The sequence below is a fragment of the Acinetobacter genomosp. 33YU genome (assembly GCF_001990725.1).
GTDB lineage: Bacteria > Pseudomonadota > Gammaproteobacteria > Pseudomonadales > Moraxellaceae > Acinetobacter > Acinetobacter seifertii.
Genome location: NZ_LFZQ01000012.1, coordinates 1 through 20,423, shown reverse-complemented (window position 1 = coordinate 20,423; position 20,423 = coordinate 1). Strand labels below are relative to the sequence as shown.

The 20,423-nt window shown below is 35.0% G+C and carries 18 protein-coding genes and 6 pseudogenes; 15 read left to right on the top strand and 9 right to left on the bottom strand.

Annotation, left to right across the window (positions count from 1 at the left end; translation table 11 throughout):
* The first annotated feature begins 271 nt into the window (after window positions 1-271).
* Window positions 272-1,048, top strand: a complete 777-nt coding sequence (locus AC056_RS16370; RefSeq protein WP_000104830.1) for a ParA family protein — start codon at window positions 272-274, stop codon at window positions 1,046-1,048.
* Window positions 1,049-1,066: 18 nt separating this feature from the next.
* Window positions 1,067-1,966: a ParB/RepB/Spo0J family partition protein gene (locus AC056_RS16365; protein WP_005130172.1), complete on the top strand. Its 900-nt coding sequence runs from the start codon at window positions 1,067-1,069 to the stop codon at window positions 1,964-1,966.
* Window positions 1,967-2,179: 213 nt separating this feature from the next.
* Here AC056_RS16365 and AC056_RS16360 read toward each other — a convergent pair whose 3' ends face one another.
* The gene (locus AC056_RS16360) at window positions 2,180-3,112 is read right to left on the bottom strand and encodes an IS5 family transposase (RefSeq protein WP_001040033.1); all 933 of its coding nucleotides are present in this window, start codon (window positions 3,110-3,112) and stop codon (window positions 2,180-2,182) included.
* Window positions 3,113-3,333: 221 nt separating this feature from the next.
* On the opposite strand from AC056_RS16360, the pseudogene AC056_RS16355 reads away from it, so the two are divergent.
* Window positions 3,334-3,963 (top strand): annotated as a pseudogene (locus AC056_RS16355) (alkaline phosphatase); the annotation flags it as partial.
* 561 nt (window positions 3,964-4,524) lie between these two features.
* Here AC056_RS16355 and AC056_RS19945 read toward each other — a convergent pair.
* From AC056_RS19945 to AC056_RS16320, 5 genes and pseudogenes are all read right to left on the bottom strand, one after another.
* Window positions 4,525-5,790 (bottom strand): annotated as a pseudogene (locus tag AC056_RS19945) (type II toxin-antitoxin system HipA family toxin).
* Complete coding sequence (locus AC056_RS16340) at window positions 5,790-6,095, bottom strand: helix-turn-helix domain-containing protein (protein WP_005130167.1); 306 nt, start codon at window positions 6,093-6,095, stop codon at window positions 5,790-5,792. The pseudogene AC056_RS19945 and the gene AC056_RS16340 overlap by 1 nt, the downstream one beginning before the upstream one ends.
* A 916-nt stretch (window positions 6,096-7,011) precedes the next feature.
* Window positions 7,012-7,268 (bottom strand): annotated as a pseudogene (locus tag AC056_RS20050) (hypothetical protein).
* Window positions 7,269-7,605: 337 nt separating this feature from the next.
* Window positions 7,606-8,202 carry a putative adenosine monophosphate-protein transferase Fic gene (locus tag AC056_RS16325; protein WP_002125876.1) on the bottom strand — a complete coding sequence of 199 codons (597 nt, stop codon included), beginning with the start codon at window positions 8,200-8,202 and terminating at the stop codon, window positions 7,606-7,608.
* 12 nt (window positions 8,203-8,214) lie between these two features.
* The gene (locus AC056_RS16320; RefSeq protein WP_002125865.1) at window positions 8,215-8,382 is read right to left on the bottom strand and encodes a YhfG family protein; all 168 of its coding nucleotides are present in this window, start codon (window positions 8,380-8,382) and stop codon (window positions 8,215-8,217) included.
* A gap of 274 nt (window positions 8,383-8,656) precedes the next feature.
* Here AC056_RS16320 and AC056_RS16315 point away from each other — a divergent pair, with 274 nt between their 5' ends.
* From AC056_RS16315 to AC056_RS16270, 9 genes and pseudogenes are all read left to right on the top strand, one after another.
* Window positions 8,657-9,121 (top strand): hypothetical protein, encoded by a 465-nt coding sequence (locus AC056_RS16315; protein WP_000911011.1) that lies wholly within the window; start codon window positions 8,657-8,659, stop codon window positions 9,119-9,121.
* A 12-nt stretch (window positions 9,122-9,133) separates the two neighbouring features.
* A complete protein-coding gene (locus tag AC056_RS16310) occupies window positions 9,134-11,476 on the top strand; it encodes a hypothetical protein (RefSeq protein WP_002125863.1) in 2,343 nt (780 codons plus the stop codon).
* 4 nt (window positions 11,477-11,480) lie between these two features.
* Window positions 11,481-14,681, top strand: coding sequence for a site-specific integrase (locus tag AC056_RS16305; protein ID WP_002125867.1), 3,201 nt, complete (start codon window positions 11,481-11,483; stop codon window positions 14,679-14,681).
* Window positions 14,682-14,872: 191 nt separating this feature from the next.
* Window positions 14,873-15,324 (top strand): annotated as a pseudogene (locus AC056_RS16300) (hypothetical protein).
* 72 nt (window positions 15,325-15,396) lie between these two features.
* On the top strand, window positions 15,397-15,558 hold the full coding sequence (locus tag AC056_RS19605) for a hypothetical protein (RefSeq protein WP_162137887.1): 162 nt from the start codon (window positions 15,397-15,399) through the stop codon (window positions 15,556-15,558).
* 208 nt (window positions 15,559-15,766) lie between these two features.
* Window positions 15,767-16,003 carry a hypothetical protein gene (locus AC056_RS16290; RefSeq protein ID WP_000152657.1) on the top strand — a complete coding sequence of 79 codons (237 nt, stop codon included), beginning with the start codon at window positions 15,767-15,769 and terminating at the stop codon, window positions 16,001-16,003.
* 663 nt (window positions 16,004-16,666) lie between these two features.
* Window positions 16,667-17,122 (top strand): hypothetical protein, encoded by a 456-nt coding sequence (locus tag AC056_RS16285; RefSeq protein WP_001136773.1) that lies wholly within the window; start codon window positions 16,667-16,669, stop codon window positions 17,120-17,122.
* Between the two features lie 60 nt (window positions 17,123-17,182).
* A complete protein-coding gene (locus AC056_RS16280; RefSeq protein ID WP_002123983.1) occupies window positions 17,183-17,650 on the top strand; it encodes a hypothetical protein in 468 nt (155 codons plus the stop codon).
* A gap of 216 nt (window positions 17,651-17,866) precedes the next feature.
* On the top strand, window positions 17,867-18,121 hold the full coding sequence (locus tag AC056_RS16270; RefSeq protein WP_000236586.1) for a hypothetical protein: 255 nt from the start codon (window positions 17,867-17,869) through the stop codon (window positions 18,119-18,121).
* A gap of 176 nt (window positions 18,122-18,297) precedes the next feature.
* Here the strand turns inward: AC056_RS16270 and AC056_RS16265 are convergent, their stop codons facing one another.
* The 3 genes and pseudogenes from AC056_RS16265 to AC056_RS16255 form a co-directional block, all read right to left on the bottom strand.
* Complete coding sequence (locus tag AC056_RS16265; protein ID WP_002123976.1) at window positions 18,298-18,489, bottom strand: hypothetical protein; 192 nt, start codon at window positions 18,487-18,489, stop codon at window positions 18,298-18,300.
* Window positions 18,476-18,685 (bottom strand): annotated as a pseudogene (locus AC056_RS16260) (type II toxin-antitoxin system RelE/ParE family toxin); the annotation flags it as partial. The pseudogene AC056_RS16260 and the gene AC056_RS16265, both read right to left, overlap by 14 nt.
* Window positions 18,686-18,940: 255 nt before the next feature.
* Complete coding sequence (locus AC056_RS16255) at window positions 18,941-19,261, bottom strand: type II toxin-antitoxin system Phd/YefM family antitoxin (RefSeq protein WP_002123990.1); 321 nt, start codon at window positions 19,259-19,261, stop codon at window positions 18,941-18,943.
* Window positions 19,262-19,446: 185 nt separating this feature from the next.
* Here AC056_RS16255 and AC056_RS19940 point away from each other — a divergent pair, with 185 nt between their 5' ends.
* The 3 genes and pseudogenes from AC056_RS19940 to AC056_RS16245 all read left to right on the top strand — a co-directional run.
* Window positions 19,447-19,575: an AAA family ATPase gene (locus tag AC056_RS19940; RefSeq protein ID WP_002123981.1), complete on the top strand. Its 129-nt coding sequence runs from the start codon at window positions 19,447-19,449 to the stop codon at window positions 19,573-19,575.
* On the top strand, window positions 19,530-19,835 hold the full coding sequence (locus AC056_RS19435) for an AAA family ATPase (RefSeq protein ID WP_308738294.1): 306 nt from the start codon (window positions 19,530-19,532) through the stop codon (window positions 19,833-19,835). The genes AC056_RS19940 and AC056_RS19435 overlap by 46 nt, the downstream gene beginning before the upstream one ends.
* A pseudogene (locus AC056_RS16245) lies at window positions 19,763-20,308 on the top strand (IS5-like element ISAba13 family transposase); the annotation flags it as partial. The gene AC056_RS19435 and the pseudogene AC056_RS16245, both read left to right, overlap by 73 nt.
* Window positions 20,309-20,423: the final 115 nt, after the last annotated feature.

Here is a 20,423-nt window from a genome sequence, read left to right as displayed (position 1 = left end):
TTATCAGTGACAGGCCTTCCACTTATTAGTGACAAACCTTCCACTTTAAAAAATCTATCTAATTGTTTTTTAAACAAATAAAACTTGTTTAATTATAATTAACTAATTAATACTAATTAAAATTAGCTAGCTATATTTTTTAAAAAAGTTAAGAAATGTTTTTCCCACATCTTTTGAATTCAAAAGATAAAAATATGACAAAGGAACTGTAGCAAGTTGCTACAAATATCTTTATATTAAATGAAATCAAAGTAAATTCCTTAAGACAAATATGTCAACTAAAATCATTGCTGTAGCTAATCATAAAGGTGGTTGCGGGAAAACAACTACTGTAGTACATCTTGCTTCAGAGCTTGCTGAATTAGGAAATAAGGTCTTAGTAATTGATCTGGATCCACAAGCAAATGCAAGTTTACATATAGGATTAAGACACCCTAGCGAAGTTGAAACTACATCAGCTGAATTACTTATTGGTGATATAAGTCTATTATCGGAAGCATTAGAAGAAGAAACAAAATTTAAAAATGTTTCCTTAATATATGGCTCATTAACTCTTGGTAAAACTGAAGATCAATTGAAAGATGATGCACCAAGACCATCCGAGGAACTTTCAAATAAATTGGAAATTCTAGAAGGATTATATGACTACATTCTTATTGATTGCCCTCCTAGCTTAAAATTACTAACCAGCAATGCTTTAGCCGCTTCGACACATGTTATTGTTCCAATTGAATCTGGTTCACAATACGGTCTCTATGGTGTTACTGATTTAATTAATCATTTAAGTAAAATTAGAAGAGTTAACCCTGAATTAGAACTCTTAGGTGCTTTATTAATTAAACATGATGAGCGTCAGAATGTATGTAAATTAATAAAAGATGAAGCATTTAATCAAGTTGGAGAATTATTGCATACCACAATTCCAATGAGCACTAAGGTTAATCAAGCTGCAATTTTGCAACAACCTTTATTATCTGTTGATAAAAACTCAAAAGTTCGAAAAGCTTTTGAAACTTTAGCACAAGAAATTGTTCAGCGTGTCGGATAATATAATTCTGGAAATACTATGGTAAGTAATAAAGAGCTATTGGCTAAACGTCTTCAGCAAAATACTCAAAAGCATCAACATGCCCAAAAGGAGCATATTAACGATGTCAAAGAGCTAAGACGTAATGTACAAATTACAGATATTCAGGCTAGCCCTAACCAGCCTCGAAAACTCTTTAATCAACAAGATATTGAAGATTTAGCAGCATCAATTGAAGAAATTGGGCTATTACAACCAATTGCAGTTCGTAGAATAAATGATAAATATGAGTTGATTGCTGGTGAAAGACGATTGAAAGCCCACCAATTTCTCAATAAGAATACCATTGAAGTAATCATTATTGATGCATCGGATGAAGAAGCTGCTTTATTAACATTAGCTGAAAATTTAAAGCGAGAAGATCTGACAGATTATGAAATATATGTTGGATTAACTTCTTTGGATGAAAAATTAAAAAAAAATAAGCAGAAGTTAGCAAAGTCATTAGGTTTGAATCGTGAAGATATGTATAAATATTTATCTTATGAAAAATTACCTGGAGAGTTGATTGAAGATTTGGAGAAACAGCCGTCATTATTAGCACGGACCGCTGCTACAGCAGTGAAAAAGTTTCTATCAGATCATGATGAAAACCATGAAAAAGCTAAAGAAGCATTATTCGAAGCATGGTCAAAATTGCTTAAAAAAGAAGTTGAACAGACAAAACTGGCATCACTAGCTGAAAAAATCTTTAAGTCAAGAGAAACGAAAGAAGTAATTCAAACTTCAATTGTACATAAAATTGAATATGATGGGAAAGTTGCTGGTAATATCAAATTTGACCATAATACATTAAAGGTATCTTTAAAAATGGGCCAATTTGATGATCAAAATTTACAAGAATTAAAAGCTTTCCTAAAACGAATGTTAGAAAAATAAAGTAAAAAAATAGTGTAGCAAGTTGCTACACTATTTTTTGCAATTAGGAAAATTTATATAAGTAGTCATAATAATATTTTCATAAATTTGTCATGTAAATTGAATGTTTAAAGCGTATTTTTCGACCATCCTAAGATGAGTTGATGCAATGCTTTGGCATAGGCTTTGTTGCATAAAGCCTTTGAAGGTAAAGTTTTCCTAAGTTGCTAAAATTTAGGTTACAACTTGGGTATGAGGTCTGCCTAATTCTGTAAATTTATTTAATACGGCTACACGTGCATGGATCTCATTCACTTGGCTGTCAAAATTCCTTGAGTAGAGTTTATCGCCTAATAATTTGATGCAATGCATCTTGGTTTCGACCAAACTTCGCCGATGATAACCAGACCACTTTTTCCAAAGGGCTCTTCCTAGACGCTTAACTGTTTTTAGTAATTCATTTCTCTCTTGCGAATGAACTTTTGTATCTTTCCACGGTTTCGCATTTTTTCTTGGCGGAATCACCGCATATGCTTGACGATCTGAGATCACTCGTCTGCAGCATTTAGTGTCATAGGCTCCATCGGTATAGACAGAATCTACTCGCTCATCAAGTGGTATTTGACCAAGTAAATCACCGAGCACCTGTGAATCACTGATATTGTTCGTTGTGAGCTGAACTGCACGTATTTGCAGCGTTTCAGCATCTATACCAATGTGAAGCTTACGCCATTGTCGACGATATTCAGGCTGATGTTTCTTCCGTTTCCATTCACCTTCGCCCAAAAACTTTAAACCAGTTGAATCTACGAGTAGATGTAGACCATTGCTACTTTTTTGGTAGCTAATCGCAATATCAATATGTTTTTGTCTTCTGCAAAGCGTCGTATAGTCTGGCGCTGTCCAATCTAATCCGCAAAGTTTAATCAGGCTTTGTACAAAGCCAGTGACCATGCGTAGAGAAAGACGAAATATGGATTTAATCATTAAGCAGCATTGGATGGCTGTATCGGAATAAGTTTGATTTCGACCATGTTGGCTTTTTGGTTGAGCATACCATTGTGTTTTGGGATCAAACCAAATGGCAATATTCCCACGATTAATGAGAGCTCGGTTGTATGTGGGCCAATTGGTTGTACGGTAGATTTTAGGTGTAGGCTTATTCATCTCAAAATTATATTGTGGAATAAGCCTTTAGAGATAGGTTTGTGCAACAAAGCCTTTGGCATAAGAAAAAATTTAATAAAAAATTAATAAGTTTGGCATGGTGTAGTTTGGGCACAGTTATTTTGACGGGCTGTCAAAGTCCTGCTTTAGTTCAATCAACTTCTACTTCAGTACAACCATCAAAACAGCCTCAACGTGTGGTTTTTTTCTTGGGAGATGGAATGGGTATCACGACACTAACAGCTGTACGAATTTATGCTGTTGGTGAAGATTGCCAACTGCCAATAGATCAACTGCCAGAGTCAGCATTTGTTCGTACTTTCTCAGAAGTTGCACAGGTTACAGATAGCGCACCATCGATGGGTGCCTATATGACAGGTGTAAAAATGAAAAATGAAGTGATATCCATGCAGACTGGAACAATTGCAGTAGAACCAAATCAGACCGGAAATCATCAATGTGGAACCAATCCTCAGATCCAAAATAAGCAAGACACCCAAACTTTACTCGAATTGGCCAAAGCACGAGGTTGGGGTACAGGGGTAGTCACAACAACTCGCATTACGCATGCTACACCAGCATCGACTTATGCTCATATTTGTCATCGTGATGCTGAAAATGACATAGCATCCCAATTAGTACCAAGTTCGCAAGGTGATATCTATCAGCGTTATAACGTCAAATTAAAAGATGGGGTTGATGTGATTCTAGGCGGGGGTAAGCGTCAATTTCTGCCGAAAGATCAAGGGGGAGAACGGATAGACCAACGGAATTTGATCGCAGAAATGCAACAAGCAGGCTATCGAATGGTCTATGATCAAACTCAACTCTCCCAGATGAAGTTAGGAAAGATAACACTAAATATAAAAAAAATGGAATAAATAATTTACAAAGTTATTATTTTTAATCTGATGTTTGTTTTATATGGGGATGATAATAACTTCTGATTACTAGTTTTTACCTTAAATATAACGATTGAAAGATTCATTTAAAGGCTATGAATACATGAGTTTTACAGTTTGGCTAGGTCAGCATGAGTACTTTTCGCAAGATTTAAGATCGACCATGAACGTGATTAAGTTATAGGGGATTGATGAAATAGTTTTTATGAATTTCTGGCTTTCTGGGCTGATTTTATCAAATTCATGTCTATGCAAAATTGCGACATATTTCTCGTGCTGGTAGTTATCCAGAGTTTGGTCTGTATCTATCCATAGTGCAGACCTTTTTTTTGGTGATAGTTTTTTCTTAGCGATTTTCGATCTGGATGTAGTGATTTCACGCTTGCAGAACGTATCTTGGCGGTGATCCATCTAATATTCGTGATTATAAAGCGAGCTAATTCACAGGTTCTACAGATTATGTAGCGACTAACTATAAGTTGATGGTTGGCGCTTAGTTTATATTTACGCTTAGGTTTCAGTTAAAAAATCAATATTTTGTTGAATTCGTGATTGAATCATCTCTAGGGTAGATTCTCGAATTTGATGAGGATACAGGCGTTGCGCAATTTGACTAAATTGAAGTGCAATTTCATGCATGGCCAAGATGATCTCATCGACTTCTAGAGTAGTCAGATTCGCTTCTGAAGTACCGAGTTTATGTATGTCATTTCGAGAAATATTGAGCGCTTCTCCCATAATGTCCATTTGATGATAACCACCTGGACCTTCACAGAAGGTCACATCATAGGCTGGAGCCAATTTCCATTGACCATTTTTTGCCATGAGAAAAGAAAAATTCTTGGTATGGTCATCCCGATTATTGAAAAGTACATTAAACACAGCACGTTTAAAAGTATGCAGCCTTTCCGCACATCTTGCGTACACATCAAGGTTGCCCGAAGAAAATTGCGATAGTCTAGGCTACCTGGAACTTTATAGTCTGCTCCGGTATATGCAGCCAAACTCTGCATTGGAATCCGCATGCCATTTTGACGGTCGAATCGTTTAGAAGCAAAAGCCATTAAACCATTGGGCAAATTAAAAAAATGGGTGTCTGGAGTCTCGATTGCACAAAGTCGCAAACATTTTGCATAGACGGCTTCAATGGCGCAGACTTCAGGATACTCTTGCTGAGCAGGAAACTTAATCAGCCAGGCTTCATTTTGATCAGAAGCTTGCGTCGAAAACTCAAAATTGACAGGATTTCGGTAAACCAATGCTTTGGATCTGGCACCTTGGGGGGAGCCACCCATGACCAGCAAATGTTGTAAAAAATTCGCCACCTTCTCCTTTGAGGACTTCTTGGACTTCCTGTGCCAATTGCGGCAGGGGAATATTCTCTGAAGTTTGCATCTCTGCGACACAGGGTTCAAAGGAGAGAGCACCCATTGCATGGGTGCTAATATAAGTTAGACGTTCCAAAGGGCTGATTCGTGCCGGATGCAGTCCAATTTTTCGAAAATATCGATCCATTAATAACATGCCCCAACCATCCGGCAAAGCATCATAGACTGGACCAGGTAATCCCATTTGATAAGTAGGAAAACCCTGTCTCAGTGGTAGACCTTTTAAAGGGAGTAAATAAGAAGAGAGCTGAACACCTCGCTGTATTGCTTCTGGACTATATTCAAAAGCAATAGTGGGTCTACCTGTGGTGGCTGTTGAACTAATCAGCGTTCCCCATAACCATGATTCGCCCCAACCATTGTAATAAACATTAAGACTGTTGAGCATTATCCCTTCCTCTTAATACGCTGGTGCTTACTTTGACTTTCATAGCGTAGAATATCTTTTACACTGTTAAGCTGAGGTTGAAACAGCTCCTGAAGTTTGTTTAATCGACCCAAGACCATTGCAATACGGACTAAATTTTCAACAGATACATTTCGTGCCGCTTCAAGATTCGAAACCGTATTCACGCCGACACCAGCGCGTGCTGCAACCTCAGCTTGAGACATCTCCAAAAAGAGTCGTTGCTTACGTAAACGCTCACCTAAAAGCGTCACGACTTCTTCGGGTTTAGTGAAATATAAATCCATTAAATTGGGTCTTAAACTTTAATAATTTAATTAAACCACAAAATAATGGAATTAATTTATAGCTATAGTGTGGTTGAGGAGGGCTTTGTTGCACAGCACTTCGGAAGGTAGGTTTGGTCCTTGGGTATCGGTTACAGAAATTCATCAGGATGTACTTTGACTGATTGTTGATAAGGAAATCACAGTATTTTCATTTTTCCTTTTTGGTCACATTACTTAGAAAGGGTTCTTCGAAAAGTAGTTCATATTTTAAAAATCTTATAAATATTGAGGATTTTTTCTTAAATGCTTTCAACATAGCATGCGGCGATATGTAACTCGTACGGGCTTAATCTGCCTTTTAGTGTAAATTTTTTGGGCATGAGAGGGGCAGAGGTGTGGGGGCAAGCAATTTATATCGTGGATACTTCTAAATCATTTATGTAATAGAATGAGCTAAGCATGGATTTAGGGTAATAACACTAAATCTAAAAAAATTGGAAGAATAATTTATTAAATTATTGTTTTTATGTGGTTGTTAGTGAAGTTATGAATAATAATAACTTTTTTCTTGATGAGTTTTATCTAAAAAATTGATCGGATAATTTCTTTAAATGTCATGTATCCATAAATTTGACAGTTTGAAGATATCGGTATGTGCATTTTTCACAAGGTTAAAGATTGACCATAAATGTGATAAACGGTAGGGGATCATTGAAAAATGAATGGATTTAAACACTACATGTATGCAGGAAAAAATATCGCTGCGGTTCTGCTGACAGGCTGTATTGAGCATTGAATGCAAATGATGTAGTGATTGTCTACATGCTATAAGACCAGCATGATGAAGAATGAAATGTAGTTGCCAATATCTAACCTGGGTTGAAAAGTATAGCGTTGTTATTTGGAGAAGTGAGGTGAGCCATCCTTCTCTTATTCACTTAAAATGATACTTACTCAACTGATCTCCACTCATGGGCTGGTTCCAATTAGACGGATAATAACTTCCATCCCCTATTTTTACTTACCACATTTCTTGCATTTAATCCCTTCTTTGGAGATGTGATTCAGCATCACCGTTGCCAATTGAATCAAATCAATGGCATTGTTCGTTGGTTCAAGAAAAGCAGAAGAGGCTGCTTTATTGCAAAAGAGAACATTCGGATCAAATGGATTGGATTACACAAAAGCCATAAAATAGCCATAGATCAATTCACTTGCATGTAATCTGTAACATCCATTCAGGTCATCAGACATTGATTAATCACTAAACACCATAAATTTATGTATAGGCGAACTTTTTTGAGACATATGTTGATAAAAATGCGGCAAGTTACATTGCTTAAAGGTCTATCTAAGTTAACGATCTATTCAATTCTGGATAAGTAATCTGCATATTACGATCCTAAATTACCCGAAGAGTATTAAGATTTTTAAGAATCGTGTTTGTTGGTTTATTTGGGAAATTAATCAGTGGATTGAAGCAAAGATGATGGCTCATTAAGGATTGTGGGCTCTGACTACTTAAATTTTAGGTATTTTGAATAAAGGATATTTCAAAAATCTTAATTAATGGATTTAAATTACCATAAAAACCTTCAATATTGGCTTGAATCCATTGTTGTTGAGAGTCAATGCGAGACCAATCAATACCATAACCACAATGAGCAATCAGATGCTCAAAGAAAATCCGTTGTGTACGTCCATTACCTTCACGGAATGGGTGTATGACATTAAGCTCACAATACAAGTCGGCAAGTTGAGGAATCAGTTGTTGTGGTGCTAAGCCTTGAAAGTATTTTTTTTCTTGAAGCGGTTTGAGTAGTTTATTGGTTTCAATTTCAATACGGGAAAAATTACAAAAACGGGTGTCACCTTTGGAAATATCGATTTGTCTTAACTTTCCTGCCCAGTCGTATAAGTCGCCAAAGAGCTGCGCATGAATTGATTTTAAGTATTGTAAGTCGTAAGGTGGTTCAGCATATTCAATTAAGTTACTTGCCAATCCAGACAGTGCTAGTTCAGCTTGTTCTAAAATTTGTTCATCATGAATATTGAGTTTGTTCTTTAGGATATTTGTGCCAGGGTAACAATACAGGCTGTCACCCATTTCCCCATATTTATCCATACATGCACCTGACTAAGTTTCGGGTTGCGAATACTTCTTATATTTTTGCAAGATTTCAGCTTTACTTTGTTGAGTTGTTTGAGCTGTCGTTGTAATGCCTTCAAGCTTTAGGCTGGCTTGATAGTTTTGCGCACGTGTCGCTTGAATATATTTTTTTTTCTGTTCAGTGGTTCTGAGCATTTCGAAACTCCATTGATGCTACACGTGAAGTAAGTATAGCAGAGAATCTTTTTGATCAATGCTGCATACACAGCATTTCAAAATGTAATACAACGGTATTGTTTCATGTAATAACAGAAAACTAAAAAAAAGTGGAAGAATTTTTAAAATTTAGACCACCCATGATAAGTAAACCATATGTATTTGTTGATAATTGTAATTTTGAGAAAATTTAGTTGATAAATTAAATGAATTTTAATATACAAAGATATGCTCATTTTTTATATCGATAAAAATGTTAAAATTTGACTATTTAGTAAAAAATATAGAGATATTTATGGGGCAATTTATCATGCCCTTTTGCTTTGAGCGACAAAATGTTCAATTTAAGATAGTAAAAATTAACTCAGAACTACTGAAAATCAAAAAGATTAAACAGAGCCAGAAAGTAGTAGTACAAGCAAAGTTCAAAATAATCTATGTGAAAATTTGGCAAAAAATATTGCTATTAATGCAAACGGAGCCATGCTTACGTGTACATTCTAATTATGTTGCAATCTTACAGTTGATACATAATCTTGATGATTTTATCGAAAAATCACAGCAACACTTGTGCTTTGAGAGAAAAGCTCAGAAAGAGCTGGATGCTAAATTTTTTGCTAGATTTTTTAAGCTGACAAAGAGTTCAATAAAAGATCAACTTTTACCAAATTGTTCAGATCGTAATGAATTTAACCAATGCAATTTGATAAAAAATTAAGCGAAAGCGAATATGCCAAAGATTGAAACAGAAGAGCAATTCTTAGATTTAGCAGAAAAATTTAAACAAGATTATTGTCTATTACATGATGATGTTGTGAATACACAATTTGTCGATCTATCAGATGATTTACGTGAAAAAGCCCACGCTCTATATAAGGAAGCGCAACAGATATATGGCTATATATCTAGCTCTAGACAATTAGGTAAATATTATTTTCTAGCTTCTTTAAGTTATTTTGCATGTCCAGATACTAGTAATACACAAGAGCTGTCATCGCAACGTTATTTGATTCTACAAGCGAGTTTTTTAACATATCGGCAGTATCAAGAATTTGCAAAAATTGCTAAAGCTGAGAATAAGCAAAAACATGTTTGTGACCTCCTACGCTATGTCTCACGATATGTGCTGGATTCTAATAATGCTGAATTATTTCATGAATGTAGTAAGCTGCTAAATTGTTATGTCACGTACGAACGTAATTTGAAAAAAGAGGATCGTAATCAACTTTTTAATATTAAAAATTTCAAAAAAGTACAAGTCATAGAGTATTTATCGGCTCTATTAATAATTTTTAAAAGACTTGATGATCGTCGTGTTGTTCATCGTCAGCGTAAGTCAAAAAAAAGCAAAGTTTTGCAATGGCCAACTAAAATTGAACTCAAAAAATTTCGTGAAATAAAATCTGGTAAGTATGAAGATATCGGACATAACGCAAAGATCAGTTTTTATGATGCCTCTCTTCACAAAGATGAAGATGGTGAAATTGAGTTATTGGACATTGAAGTAGAATTATACTCAGAAGATGAAAAAACTAAAAATTTTAATCATTTAATTAGTGATTATACTGCATATTACACGCGGCATCGCCAACGCCGTCATGTGCCATTTATTACAAATCCTTATTATTTAGCACCAGATGTACTGAAGCAAATTGTTTATGTGTTGAGAACTGAGTTAAATGCGGACTGGGATAAGGCTGCAATCGCTGCCGCATGTTTATTGTCACTTTTGACTGGATTATCTCCCATAGCACTGATGGATTTTAACGAGCTCATACAAGATGGTGTTTTGATCCAGAATGGTTCAAGAAAACGACGGGAATATTTACTTAATTTAAATTTGAAAGTTACCGAGCAGAAAATTAAGAGTTTAAAGCCTGTGCGTTGGAATGAAGAGATGACTCACCAACTACATCTACCTGCGGCATGGTTTGACTACATAGAACAAGCATCGAATCCAAAGATCTCTTCAGGAGATATTAATTCCGAACTTAAGAAGTGGTTTGCTAATCAGTATGTGGGTACTATCACCGTTGAAAAACTTCAGGCCCAATTATATTTTCATATATATTATGAAACCTATAATGAATATCTTACTCATGTGATTGCGAGGCGGGATATCAAGCATGATGTGCCAGGTATTTATTACGGAGGACTTCCCAAAGCTCAGCTTGATAGCAGCTATTTAGCTTTTTTGGAATCAGCACTTACACCACATTCTAAGGAACTTACAGAAGACACGGCTGAACTCAAAATATTACAACAACAATTCAAAGTGCAATCTGCATCTAAAGGGAGGGTAGGGAGTCAACTGGCACTTGAACCCAGTTTTGTGAAAGAGCAATTTGCTTTTTTACATAGACATTGCCAAGAAAATATTCAAAAAGATCAACATATCATTAATCAATTGAATGCATACGCGTGTTGGATGTGGCATGTTAGCTTGCTAAGCATGGCCAGACGGCCTAATAAAAATCTGTTGGGGAATTTGGAAGATTATTGTTTTGAGCTTAAAATTCTATATGTAAACGATAAAAAGAATAGCAAGGTAAGAAAGGATGGACGATTTATCCCGCTATCCGATTTCTTCTTAAAAGCACTGCAAAATTACACTGTATTTTTAAAACAAATAATTGAACTGTATAGCCCACTTTTAAAACAAGTATTTGCAAAGAAAAAAATTGCGCTCAATGACTTATTCGGAAAGGTCATTGATAGTAAAGATATCTTGCCGATAACTGTCAAAGAGTGGCAGAGCAGGAAAGTTAAGTTAATCCCTTTATCTCGAAACTGGGTAAATTTATATATGGAAGGAATCTTTCCAAAGAATATGTATTCGAATTGGTTACGTCATTTTGATATGAATTTTTTGATGTATGCAGAAGAAAAAGAAGAAAAAAAAACTGCTTTAGCATTCCATTTAATTCAGGCTCTTTATGGTCATGACCAACGTGACCGAGAGGCTTTTCATCCGTATTCTTCACTTATTCCGAATGTCTATGTACAGCAAGTCCGCCAGCAATTGCAAGATAATGTCAAATCTTTATCGATTAAACACTTAGAGCGAAAATAGTTGTATGCAAAAAATCAAAGAACTAATAAAACCACAACTAGACGGTCTATTTGTTGATATTCAGAAATTGGTGAAAAAGTCGCAAGAAAGACAGCCTTCTTTACCTGAAGTATTGACGCAAGACATGCAGCAAAAACTTGATCAGCAGATCGCCGAAAAATGGCATGACATTAAAGATAGTGTTGATTGTTTGAGTCAAAAATTGAGCCGAGATGAACAATCTAAACTGATGCAATTTACTGAAGATGAATTTAATAAAAGAAGAAGGCAATTCAACCAGAATGTAGATAAAAAATCATACAGAATTAGGCTAAATCCACATACTAAACGGATCGTACTGCCTAGAAAAATTGAGAGTACGGAGTCACGGTTAAAACAAGGGCAGTTACATGCCCAGGTACTCAATGCTTTGAAAGCATATTGGAAAGATTCACTTGGATATTGGGATGACCCTAAATATTTGTGGGGGGATTTATGCTTAAGTTTTATATATATTTCAGGCTGTGCAGATGAACAGCATCTGGTTGCTATTCAGCAGCAATTGCAGGAGGCCGTTGAGCTTGGTACAGATCTGAATTGTTTTCGGTTATACCATTCGGACTACAAAAAAATCACTAATCCATTGTTACTACATTATCGTGTTGAAAACTCTCAATATGGCAACGATGTAGAACAGAGAAAGTTGTACCAATGGAAGCATGTTTTTTTTAACTCATATGCTCAGTTCATCTTGCAATATTTAAAAAAGTTGAAAGCTACTCATAAAGAATATCGTCTGCAACAATCAATTGAAGATTGTATTCTGGAAAGCTTGAGTCGCATGGGACGAAACAAAAGTTTGGGCGATCTGCAATATCAAATTAAACGCCGTGGATTTCGTGCATTTAATGATGTGCAAATGGTACTTGAATTTAATCCAAACCTTAGCCTAGATATATTTTTAAGTAATGTACTTCAGCAAGAGATTAATACTGTCGCCTTACGGCCATCCGAATTTAGATTGCTATGGAGTAATGAACGTAATCAAGTCATGGAACTAGAGAATAGCCCTATTCATTTTGAACAAGAGCAGTTACATCCTGAAGTTCCGACGGCTCAAAGCAAATTACAAACGATTCCGTATGAGTTGATGTTGTTTGATCAAAAGAAACGTAAAGGTCAAAAAGTTGAGCGCTTAGATAAAAAGAGGAATAAAGAAGAACGCACGCTACGTTTTTGGCAAGAAATCAGAAGGGTGTTAGAGGAGAAGATGCGTGATGCAAATACGGAAGAAAAGTCTTTAATTGAAGCCCAATTACGCTTAATTCACTGGTTAGTGCATTTAAAAAAAAGAGGGCTTCAATTATCAACTATTGAAAGCTACTTAGGATCATTTGCTAAAGAATTTATATTTGAAATTTGGCTTAATAAATTGGATTTAAAACAACAATCCATTGATGATTATGAAGATTTATATCGACAGTTGTTGAAATATAGCAGTGAACGAGATGCACAAGCAACTCAACGTGAAGCTGTTAAAGGAAAAACCTCTCGTAAGATGCACCAAACAGCAGAATACCGTTTTGGTCGCCTAAAAGATTTTCATCAATTTTGTATAGATAATTTTAATGCACCAGAGGTATTGGTGTTACAGAATTCAAGTTTTAAGCATTTACAAATTTGCAATGCACGCCTAGTAAGCCCTTTGTTATTTGGCAAGCTATTGGAAAAACTAGAACATTTAAGTCAAGAGCCAACGGCATCAGAGTGGGTCGATCATCTGAGTTGTTTAAAGCTGATGTATTTACTGAGTTATAGAACTGGACTCCGATTAAATGAAGTTCGTTGTCTTAAAATACAAGATATTATTTGCCCAGAGTTACTTTATAAAGAAAAAGAAAATACAGCTTTTAATAATATCACGCTTCATATTCAGAACAATTCATATCGCCGTCTGAAAACGCAAAGTGCAAATCGTCAAATACCATTGAAAATTGCCTTGTCAGAACATGAGTTTTTAGTAGTACAACATTACATACAACATCGTTATGAACAATATTTGTTTAATCAGCAGGATGATCTACTTTTTAGTGTTAATCATCGTGTATTAACGGATCAATGTATCAGCAAAATTACAGTAGAGTTGTTTAACCAAATATTAGGTATGCATCATGGCTTTAGTTTTCATACGTTGCGCCACAGTGCTGCTAACTATCTAGCAATAACTTTGCTGGGCTCAAAAGAAATGATTAAAACATATACAGATTGTCCTTGGGTAAAAGCAAAAAAGATGCGTGATTTATTGTTTGGTGTTAAAGCACGTGCTCATGAAGAGATTATTCAACATAAATGGCAGGTGCTTGCCTCTTGGATGGGGCATAGCAGTATTGAACAAACGGCTTCAAATTATCTTCATGTTTTGGATTTATTAGCAGTCGATCGAATTTACAATTCGCCGTGTATCATTTCAAAAAAAGTCCTAGAACAGTGTTTTGGTCCAGTGAATTCAAGTACAGAGTACATAAACTTAAATCGTTATACTCAGCAGCAGAAATGGTTTAACTCTTATCAGCAAACACAGCCAGTTATGATTGCTGGTCGACAAGAAAAGAAGTTTAGTATCGAGAAGAGTACTCTGACGCCTTTTCAACGTTTGATAAGTTTAAGAGATGGCCGTTCAAGCGAAGATATTCAAGCACAAGAATGGATGCAGCGATGTCAATTTATGAGCACTAAATGGATGGACCCCAAAAATTTTAATTTAAAAACGAAATATGTTAGTAATAAAAATTTAGATGGGGGTTGGTTTGATGAGCTTTACAACAAAGCTAAGAAACTGAAACGTTCTGATGAAATAATTCCTCTCTTTGATTTGCATAACCAACATGATAAGGGGAAAGATATACCTAAAGAGTTGAACGTGGTCAATGCACTTAAGGTATTATTATTATTTGGAAAATTACGTAAAAACTTTCTACATTTTCAATGCATAAAGAAAGATGATGAGCAACAAATTGCTAATTTTATTGCTGGTATAGAGCCAATTATTGGAGATCACCTAAATTTAGACAAACAGAATTATCCAGTCAATCTGGAAGTGCTTGAGAGAACAGTTAAATTTAGTTTTCAAAGAGTTGTTGGCCATAATAAAAAAAATGTTACTCTACTGGTTATATTTAATTTAATGTTAAAAATCATGCAAGAAGATGAACTTTGGTTAAAATAGCCTAAGCAGTTTAAAAAGGGGAATTTAAAAGTTTTAGCATCACAGTTTGATTACTGGATTTTAAACAATAGTGTGAAGATTAGCGCTTTGGTAAATCGATGAGCTAAAGTGTTGTAGTCCAAACTCGATCTGACAGTTACCCATTTTTGAGCTGTTGATTAATTTATCAAAAAAAATCAAGCCACCCACGGGTGGTTTTTTGTTGCGACATTTCACCAGTAACTAACTTTCTTAATGTGAATCATGCTAAGGCAGCGAATGAAGGGAAGCCGTTAGTTGTATTGATGGCACCACAAGAGAAAGATCGTTCGAAGGCTCAAAACCGTTTGTACTGGATTGGCTTAATCAATGGGCTAAAAGTCAAGGTAAAGATAAAGATTACGAGCATCTGTTCTTTAAGAAAAACTTCTTAGCAAAAATCTATGATTGCGATGACGTTGGCCAATACAAGAAAACATTCAAGGCTGTAAGAGAGTTGAAAGATTCTAATCATCCTCTCTACCAAGATGTAGCAAGTGGCCTATGTGAGCTAATGAGCACTACAGACGCAAGTACAGTTCAATTAACCGAATACTTAAACGACATTCATGCTTTCTGTAATAAAAACGGGTGTTATTTGGAAACGCCTGATGATCTTAAGTAGGTGCTTGAATAGTTGCTGATTTCATATTATTAATGTCTCTCACTTTATAAAATGAGAAACTAACAAATGGTAATGAATAATATTGAATATGATGCGGTGGTTGAAAGTGCGAAAATCAAAGCGAAAAGCGATATAACAGTAGCGGTTTTAAATAATGCAGCAAGTACGGGTTTAGTTGCAATTAATGATGCAAGTAAAGAAAAGCTTATTAGAGTTTATCAAAAAACTGCATGATCAGATTGATGAATAATATGAACCGCCCTTAAAGCGGTTTTTTATTGCTAGTAGAATATTTAAGGTACCTTTTCTAATAGGCACATACTATTAAAGTGTTTTTTATTTATTTTTTAGATTGAAAAGATTGCTATTTAAGTAATTTAAATATAAAAATCTTTATTGATTGAGCGTAGTTGTTATACAGGATATTTATAAGGATTTTAAAATGACAATTATCACATTGCTTGATGTTGAGACGAAGAAGAAGGTGATAGTTCGGTCCGTAATAGACCCAATAGCAAGAATAGACAAAAAAGGGAATATACAAATTATTCAAATTCATAAATGGCTAGATGATGAATCTGGAGATTTTGTTGATGAAGACTTATATGAGGCACTCAACAATGGAGAAGTTGGAATATACTTAACTTTGCAGTATATGATCATTGATATTGAAAATTAATTATTTTTTATTTTTAGTCAGTGTGATTTCTTACTCTCTAGAGCCTAATGGTTACTACACATAAGACCTTATTAAGTATTACCTATTGATGGGCACATATTCTTTATAAGTCTTGATAAGTAAAAAAATTATGTAGGCTAAAAATAAAACCATTCAAAAAAAGAAATCTTTATCTATTTAAATATGAATATTTGATATTTTTAATTCAGTCCCTATTGCTAGTGCTTAAATATTATGCCAATATGAAGTTGGAGATATTTCCGAATAGATATTTCCTATTTCAGGTCTAAGCGTTTTTTTTCGCTAAGCCCATTTCTGAATAAAAATAGGAAGTGGGCTTTTTTATTTTTAAATATTTCAGTATTATCAGTGTGTTGCTTTAAGTAACACTAAACCTTATTGATCAGCGCAAATATCAAAAAAGGGGGAGCTTGCCTACTAGGCAAGCTTTTTAAATTGATAATTTAAACACAATAATCCATTTTAAAGCTCAATAGAAAAATCAAACTTCCCTAGCTTTTATTCGTACTAATTTATTGAATATAATCGTTTTTATAATTTTTAAAATTTCCTTAAACTAAAAATGGAAAATTTCTTGTTGCAACATTGTTATAATAGGACTACCTTAAGAAAAATACTTTATAAAAATGAGGAGCTGCCGAAATGCCACAGTATCTCATGTTTGCGGAAAATATTTATAACAAAATTAAAGATGAGGAATTGTTTTCACATGACTGTATTGAAAATATGAACTTACTTATGACATGTATACGCAGAGAAATTGAGGGAACAGAATTTAAATTAAAATATAATTTTATTGATTTTGTTGAATTGTTTAGTAAACAATTAGATGAATGTAAAGTAAAAATAGATGTGAGTTTGATTCCTCCTCATAATTCAGAAGGTGAGTATATTTTATGGTTAGCTGGATTTATCGAAAAAATTACAGAAGGTGGACCTAAACCACCTCCGCCTATAAAGAAATTTATTCCAGAGTATATGAGCTTGAAATATGAATTAGATTTTTTACCTTTAAATGAGGAAAAAATTCAAACCGAAGGTAAAGAAATTACGGATTACTTTAATTCAAAGCTTTATAAGGCAACTTTTAAGAAATAATAGTTAGTTGTCTCTATTTTTAGCCACCGCCTTAGGGCGGTTTTTTTATGGGTAAGAATAATGGATTCTACAGAATACTTTTGGCTTACTCGGAAAAAAGAACCTAAAACTAAACTTAAAAGCCGGCCACTGCCAAAGCCTACACAAAAATATCTAGAGGCAGAAGAAGAATTTACTGAAACTTTAGATAATCTGGAAATTAAATATGAAAAGAAATTTCAGTTTAAGTCTACTAAGCACTGGCGGTTTGACTTTCATTTAATTGAGTATCGAATACTAGTTGAAATTGCGGGTGGTCCATGGTCTGGCGGTCGTAAGGGCAAACTTAAAAATAAAGCTTGTAGTCTTGATCGTTACGATGTGGCTGAAGAGATGGGCTACACCGTAGTTCGCATAGAGACAGCTTCAAGATGTCGCATTGATGAGTCTGGACCTTTGCAGTTACGGACTGAATACGCTAGTGAATGGCTAAAAAATTTAAAGAGGCAAATATTTAATGGATCAGATCAGACCATTTCCTCCAACTGATTTTATTGACCAAGCAGATGAAGAGGAAGCGATTCGCATAGTAGAAAAAGATTATTTTTTTAAGCTTAGTTCTTGGTTTGGTAGGGATTAATGGTTGCTCAAAGGTGGAAAAAGAGTCAAAAGAAGCTATCTTAAGCACCTTAAAAGATCCTGATTCAGCCCAATTCCAAAATATAAAAGGATATTGCGGAGAGGTAAATTCTAAGAATAGCTACGGTGGTTATTCAATTTGCAATAATTTGGGAAGCACACTGCACTCCAAATAAATTATCTTTAAAAGAGCGCAATGAGTGTGTAAAGGATGCATATAATCAGTCTCTTATAATGGATGCAAGGCTTAAAGGGGTTTCCAAGGAAAGCTTAAGGAATGAAATATTAACAGACAAAAATGCATCAAAAGCAGAAATTCAAGAAGGCTTAAGAGATATTGATCGTGCGTATAACAGTAATTTCAAAGATAAGGGTCTATAGGCACAGGATGTTGTTGCTAAATGTGTAAAGTTGATTGATTAGTGAATTGGTAAAAAGCACCCTAGGGTGCTTTTTTATTTAGACAAAACGCACTTCAACATGTTTACCAATTGCCGCAGCATATTTTTGCAATGTGGCAATAGATGGTGATGGTTTGCCTGTGATCAATGCTTTTTCTAGCCGTGAAACGGCAGAGGTACATTTGTTCCCACGCGTTCCGCGATTTGCGCTTGGGATAGACCTGCCTCTCGACGTGCAGTAAGTACCATATCGAGCAAGGGCATTTCTTCACGTTCAATTCGTTCGTATTCGGTACGCACTGCTGAACGAGATAATGCAAGTGCTTTCATTTCTTCATGTGTTCGCATTTTTCACCTCTTTCATGCGGTCAAGTGCTAGGTTTAGATCTTGCTTAGGTGTTTTTTGGGTTTTCTTAACAAAACTATGGAGCATTACAATGCGTTTACCGACTAGTGTGCAATACATAACACGAGCAATACCTTCTTGAGATTTTAAGCGCAACTCAAATAGTCCTTTACTCATTGGTAATGTGTGAGATTCTCCTAAGTTTGCGCCGGGGGTGAGTCTATTACTTTACCCAGTGCATTATTTAATATAGTTCTATAGACATCCAAGCGTTCTTTGTAATTTTCAATAAACTTAGTCAACTCTATGTCACCAGGGCTACTTAACTTACGAAAATGTTTTCACTTCCTATTATTTCACGAAAATAAAAGCTCATTGTGCAACGAATATAAATATAAGATGACTTTTAAATCAGCTTGTCTCTAATCTCGAATCCGCTAATATCCTCAAAAGCTATTTTTCTTGTCCATTTACTTCTTCAAATACACCTTTGGGGTTCAAAAGCATGTGTTTGATCGGTTGACCAGTGAGCTGATTAATATCCAAAAGATCATAAACCATTTGTTGTCCTAGCTGTTCACGCCGGACGGCTTCAACAATTTCCTGCATGTTTTGAAATTCTTCAAAACTCAGAACAACAGCTTCGGGCGTATTCTTCGTATAAACAAAAACAGGTTTATGACTTTCTTTGACACATTGAACAATTTTGCTCCAAGATTTGCGAACATCAGACGCAGAAACAATCGCACCGTTTATAAAAGTTAATCGACTCATATCTAAGACCTTATACTGGATGGCAAAAATTAAATCACTTTAGAATATTGTTCCGAATGTAAGAAAACGACCGTTATTTATTATGGGGCTATTATATTTCTAAAATTAGTAGATGATATTTGTATGTAACTATATAATCTAAAAAAATAAATTTTAAATCGTGCAAATTAAAAATAGGGAAAGCTATGCTTACTGGAGTCTATATAAATAATGTTGCTACTTATAGTGTACCAACACAATTAGATGGTTTAAAGCAGATAAATTTTATATTTGGGGCAAATGGGTCAGGAAAAACTACAATTGTAGAATTATAGATCAACCATTAGGCTACACACATTGTTTACTTCAATGGCTTGGTGAAGAACCAATAAAAACTCTAGTCTATAATAAAGATTTTATTGATCGTAATTTCAATCAAGAAAATACCGTTAAAGGAGTTTTTACTCTAGGTGACGATCAAGTTGAGGCAGAAGGTCAAATTGCTTTATTGCGTCCACAAATGAGGGTGAATGGAAGCGTAAAAAATATCAGCCTGAATATCGTCGCCAATGGCGTAAATTACATATTGGTATAGATGCTAAAACCTTACAAATACGCGCTGTTCAGCTCACGACCAACAATGTGAGTGATTCACAGGTACTTGGTGATTTACTCGATCAGATTCCACAAGATGAGAGAGTTGACTCCGTCTATACCGATGGAGCTTATGATACCAAACAGTGCCGACAGGTCATTGCGGATCGGCAAGCACATGCAGTGATTCCACCAAGAAAAAATGCGAAGCCATGGAAAGATAAAAAGATGGGCTCGCTAGAACGCAATGAGTTGCTTTGAACAGTTAAACGTTTAGGAAGAACTATTTGGAAGAAATGGCCAGGCTATCATCGGCGAAGTTTGGTTGAAACCAAGATGCATTGCATCAAATTATTGGGGGATAAACTCAGTGCGAGAAATTTTCAAAGCCAAGTCAATGAGATTCATGCACGTATGGCAGTATTAAATAAATTTACGGACTTAGGCAGACCACATACCCGAGTTGTCATTTAAATTTGAGTAGATATGAGAAGTCTTAACTTTTAAATCTTTGTGCAACAAAGCCTTAACAAACTAGAATTTATTCTTCTATTTGAAAGGATTCTTATGATCCTAGACAGTATCGTGG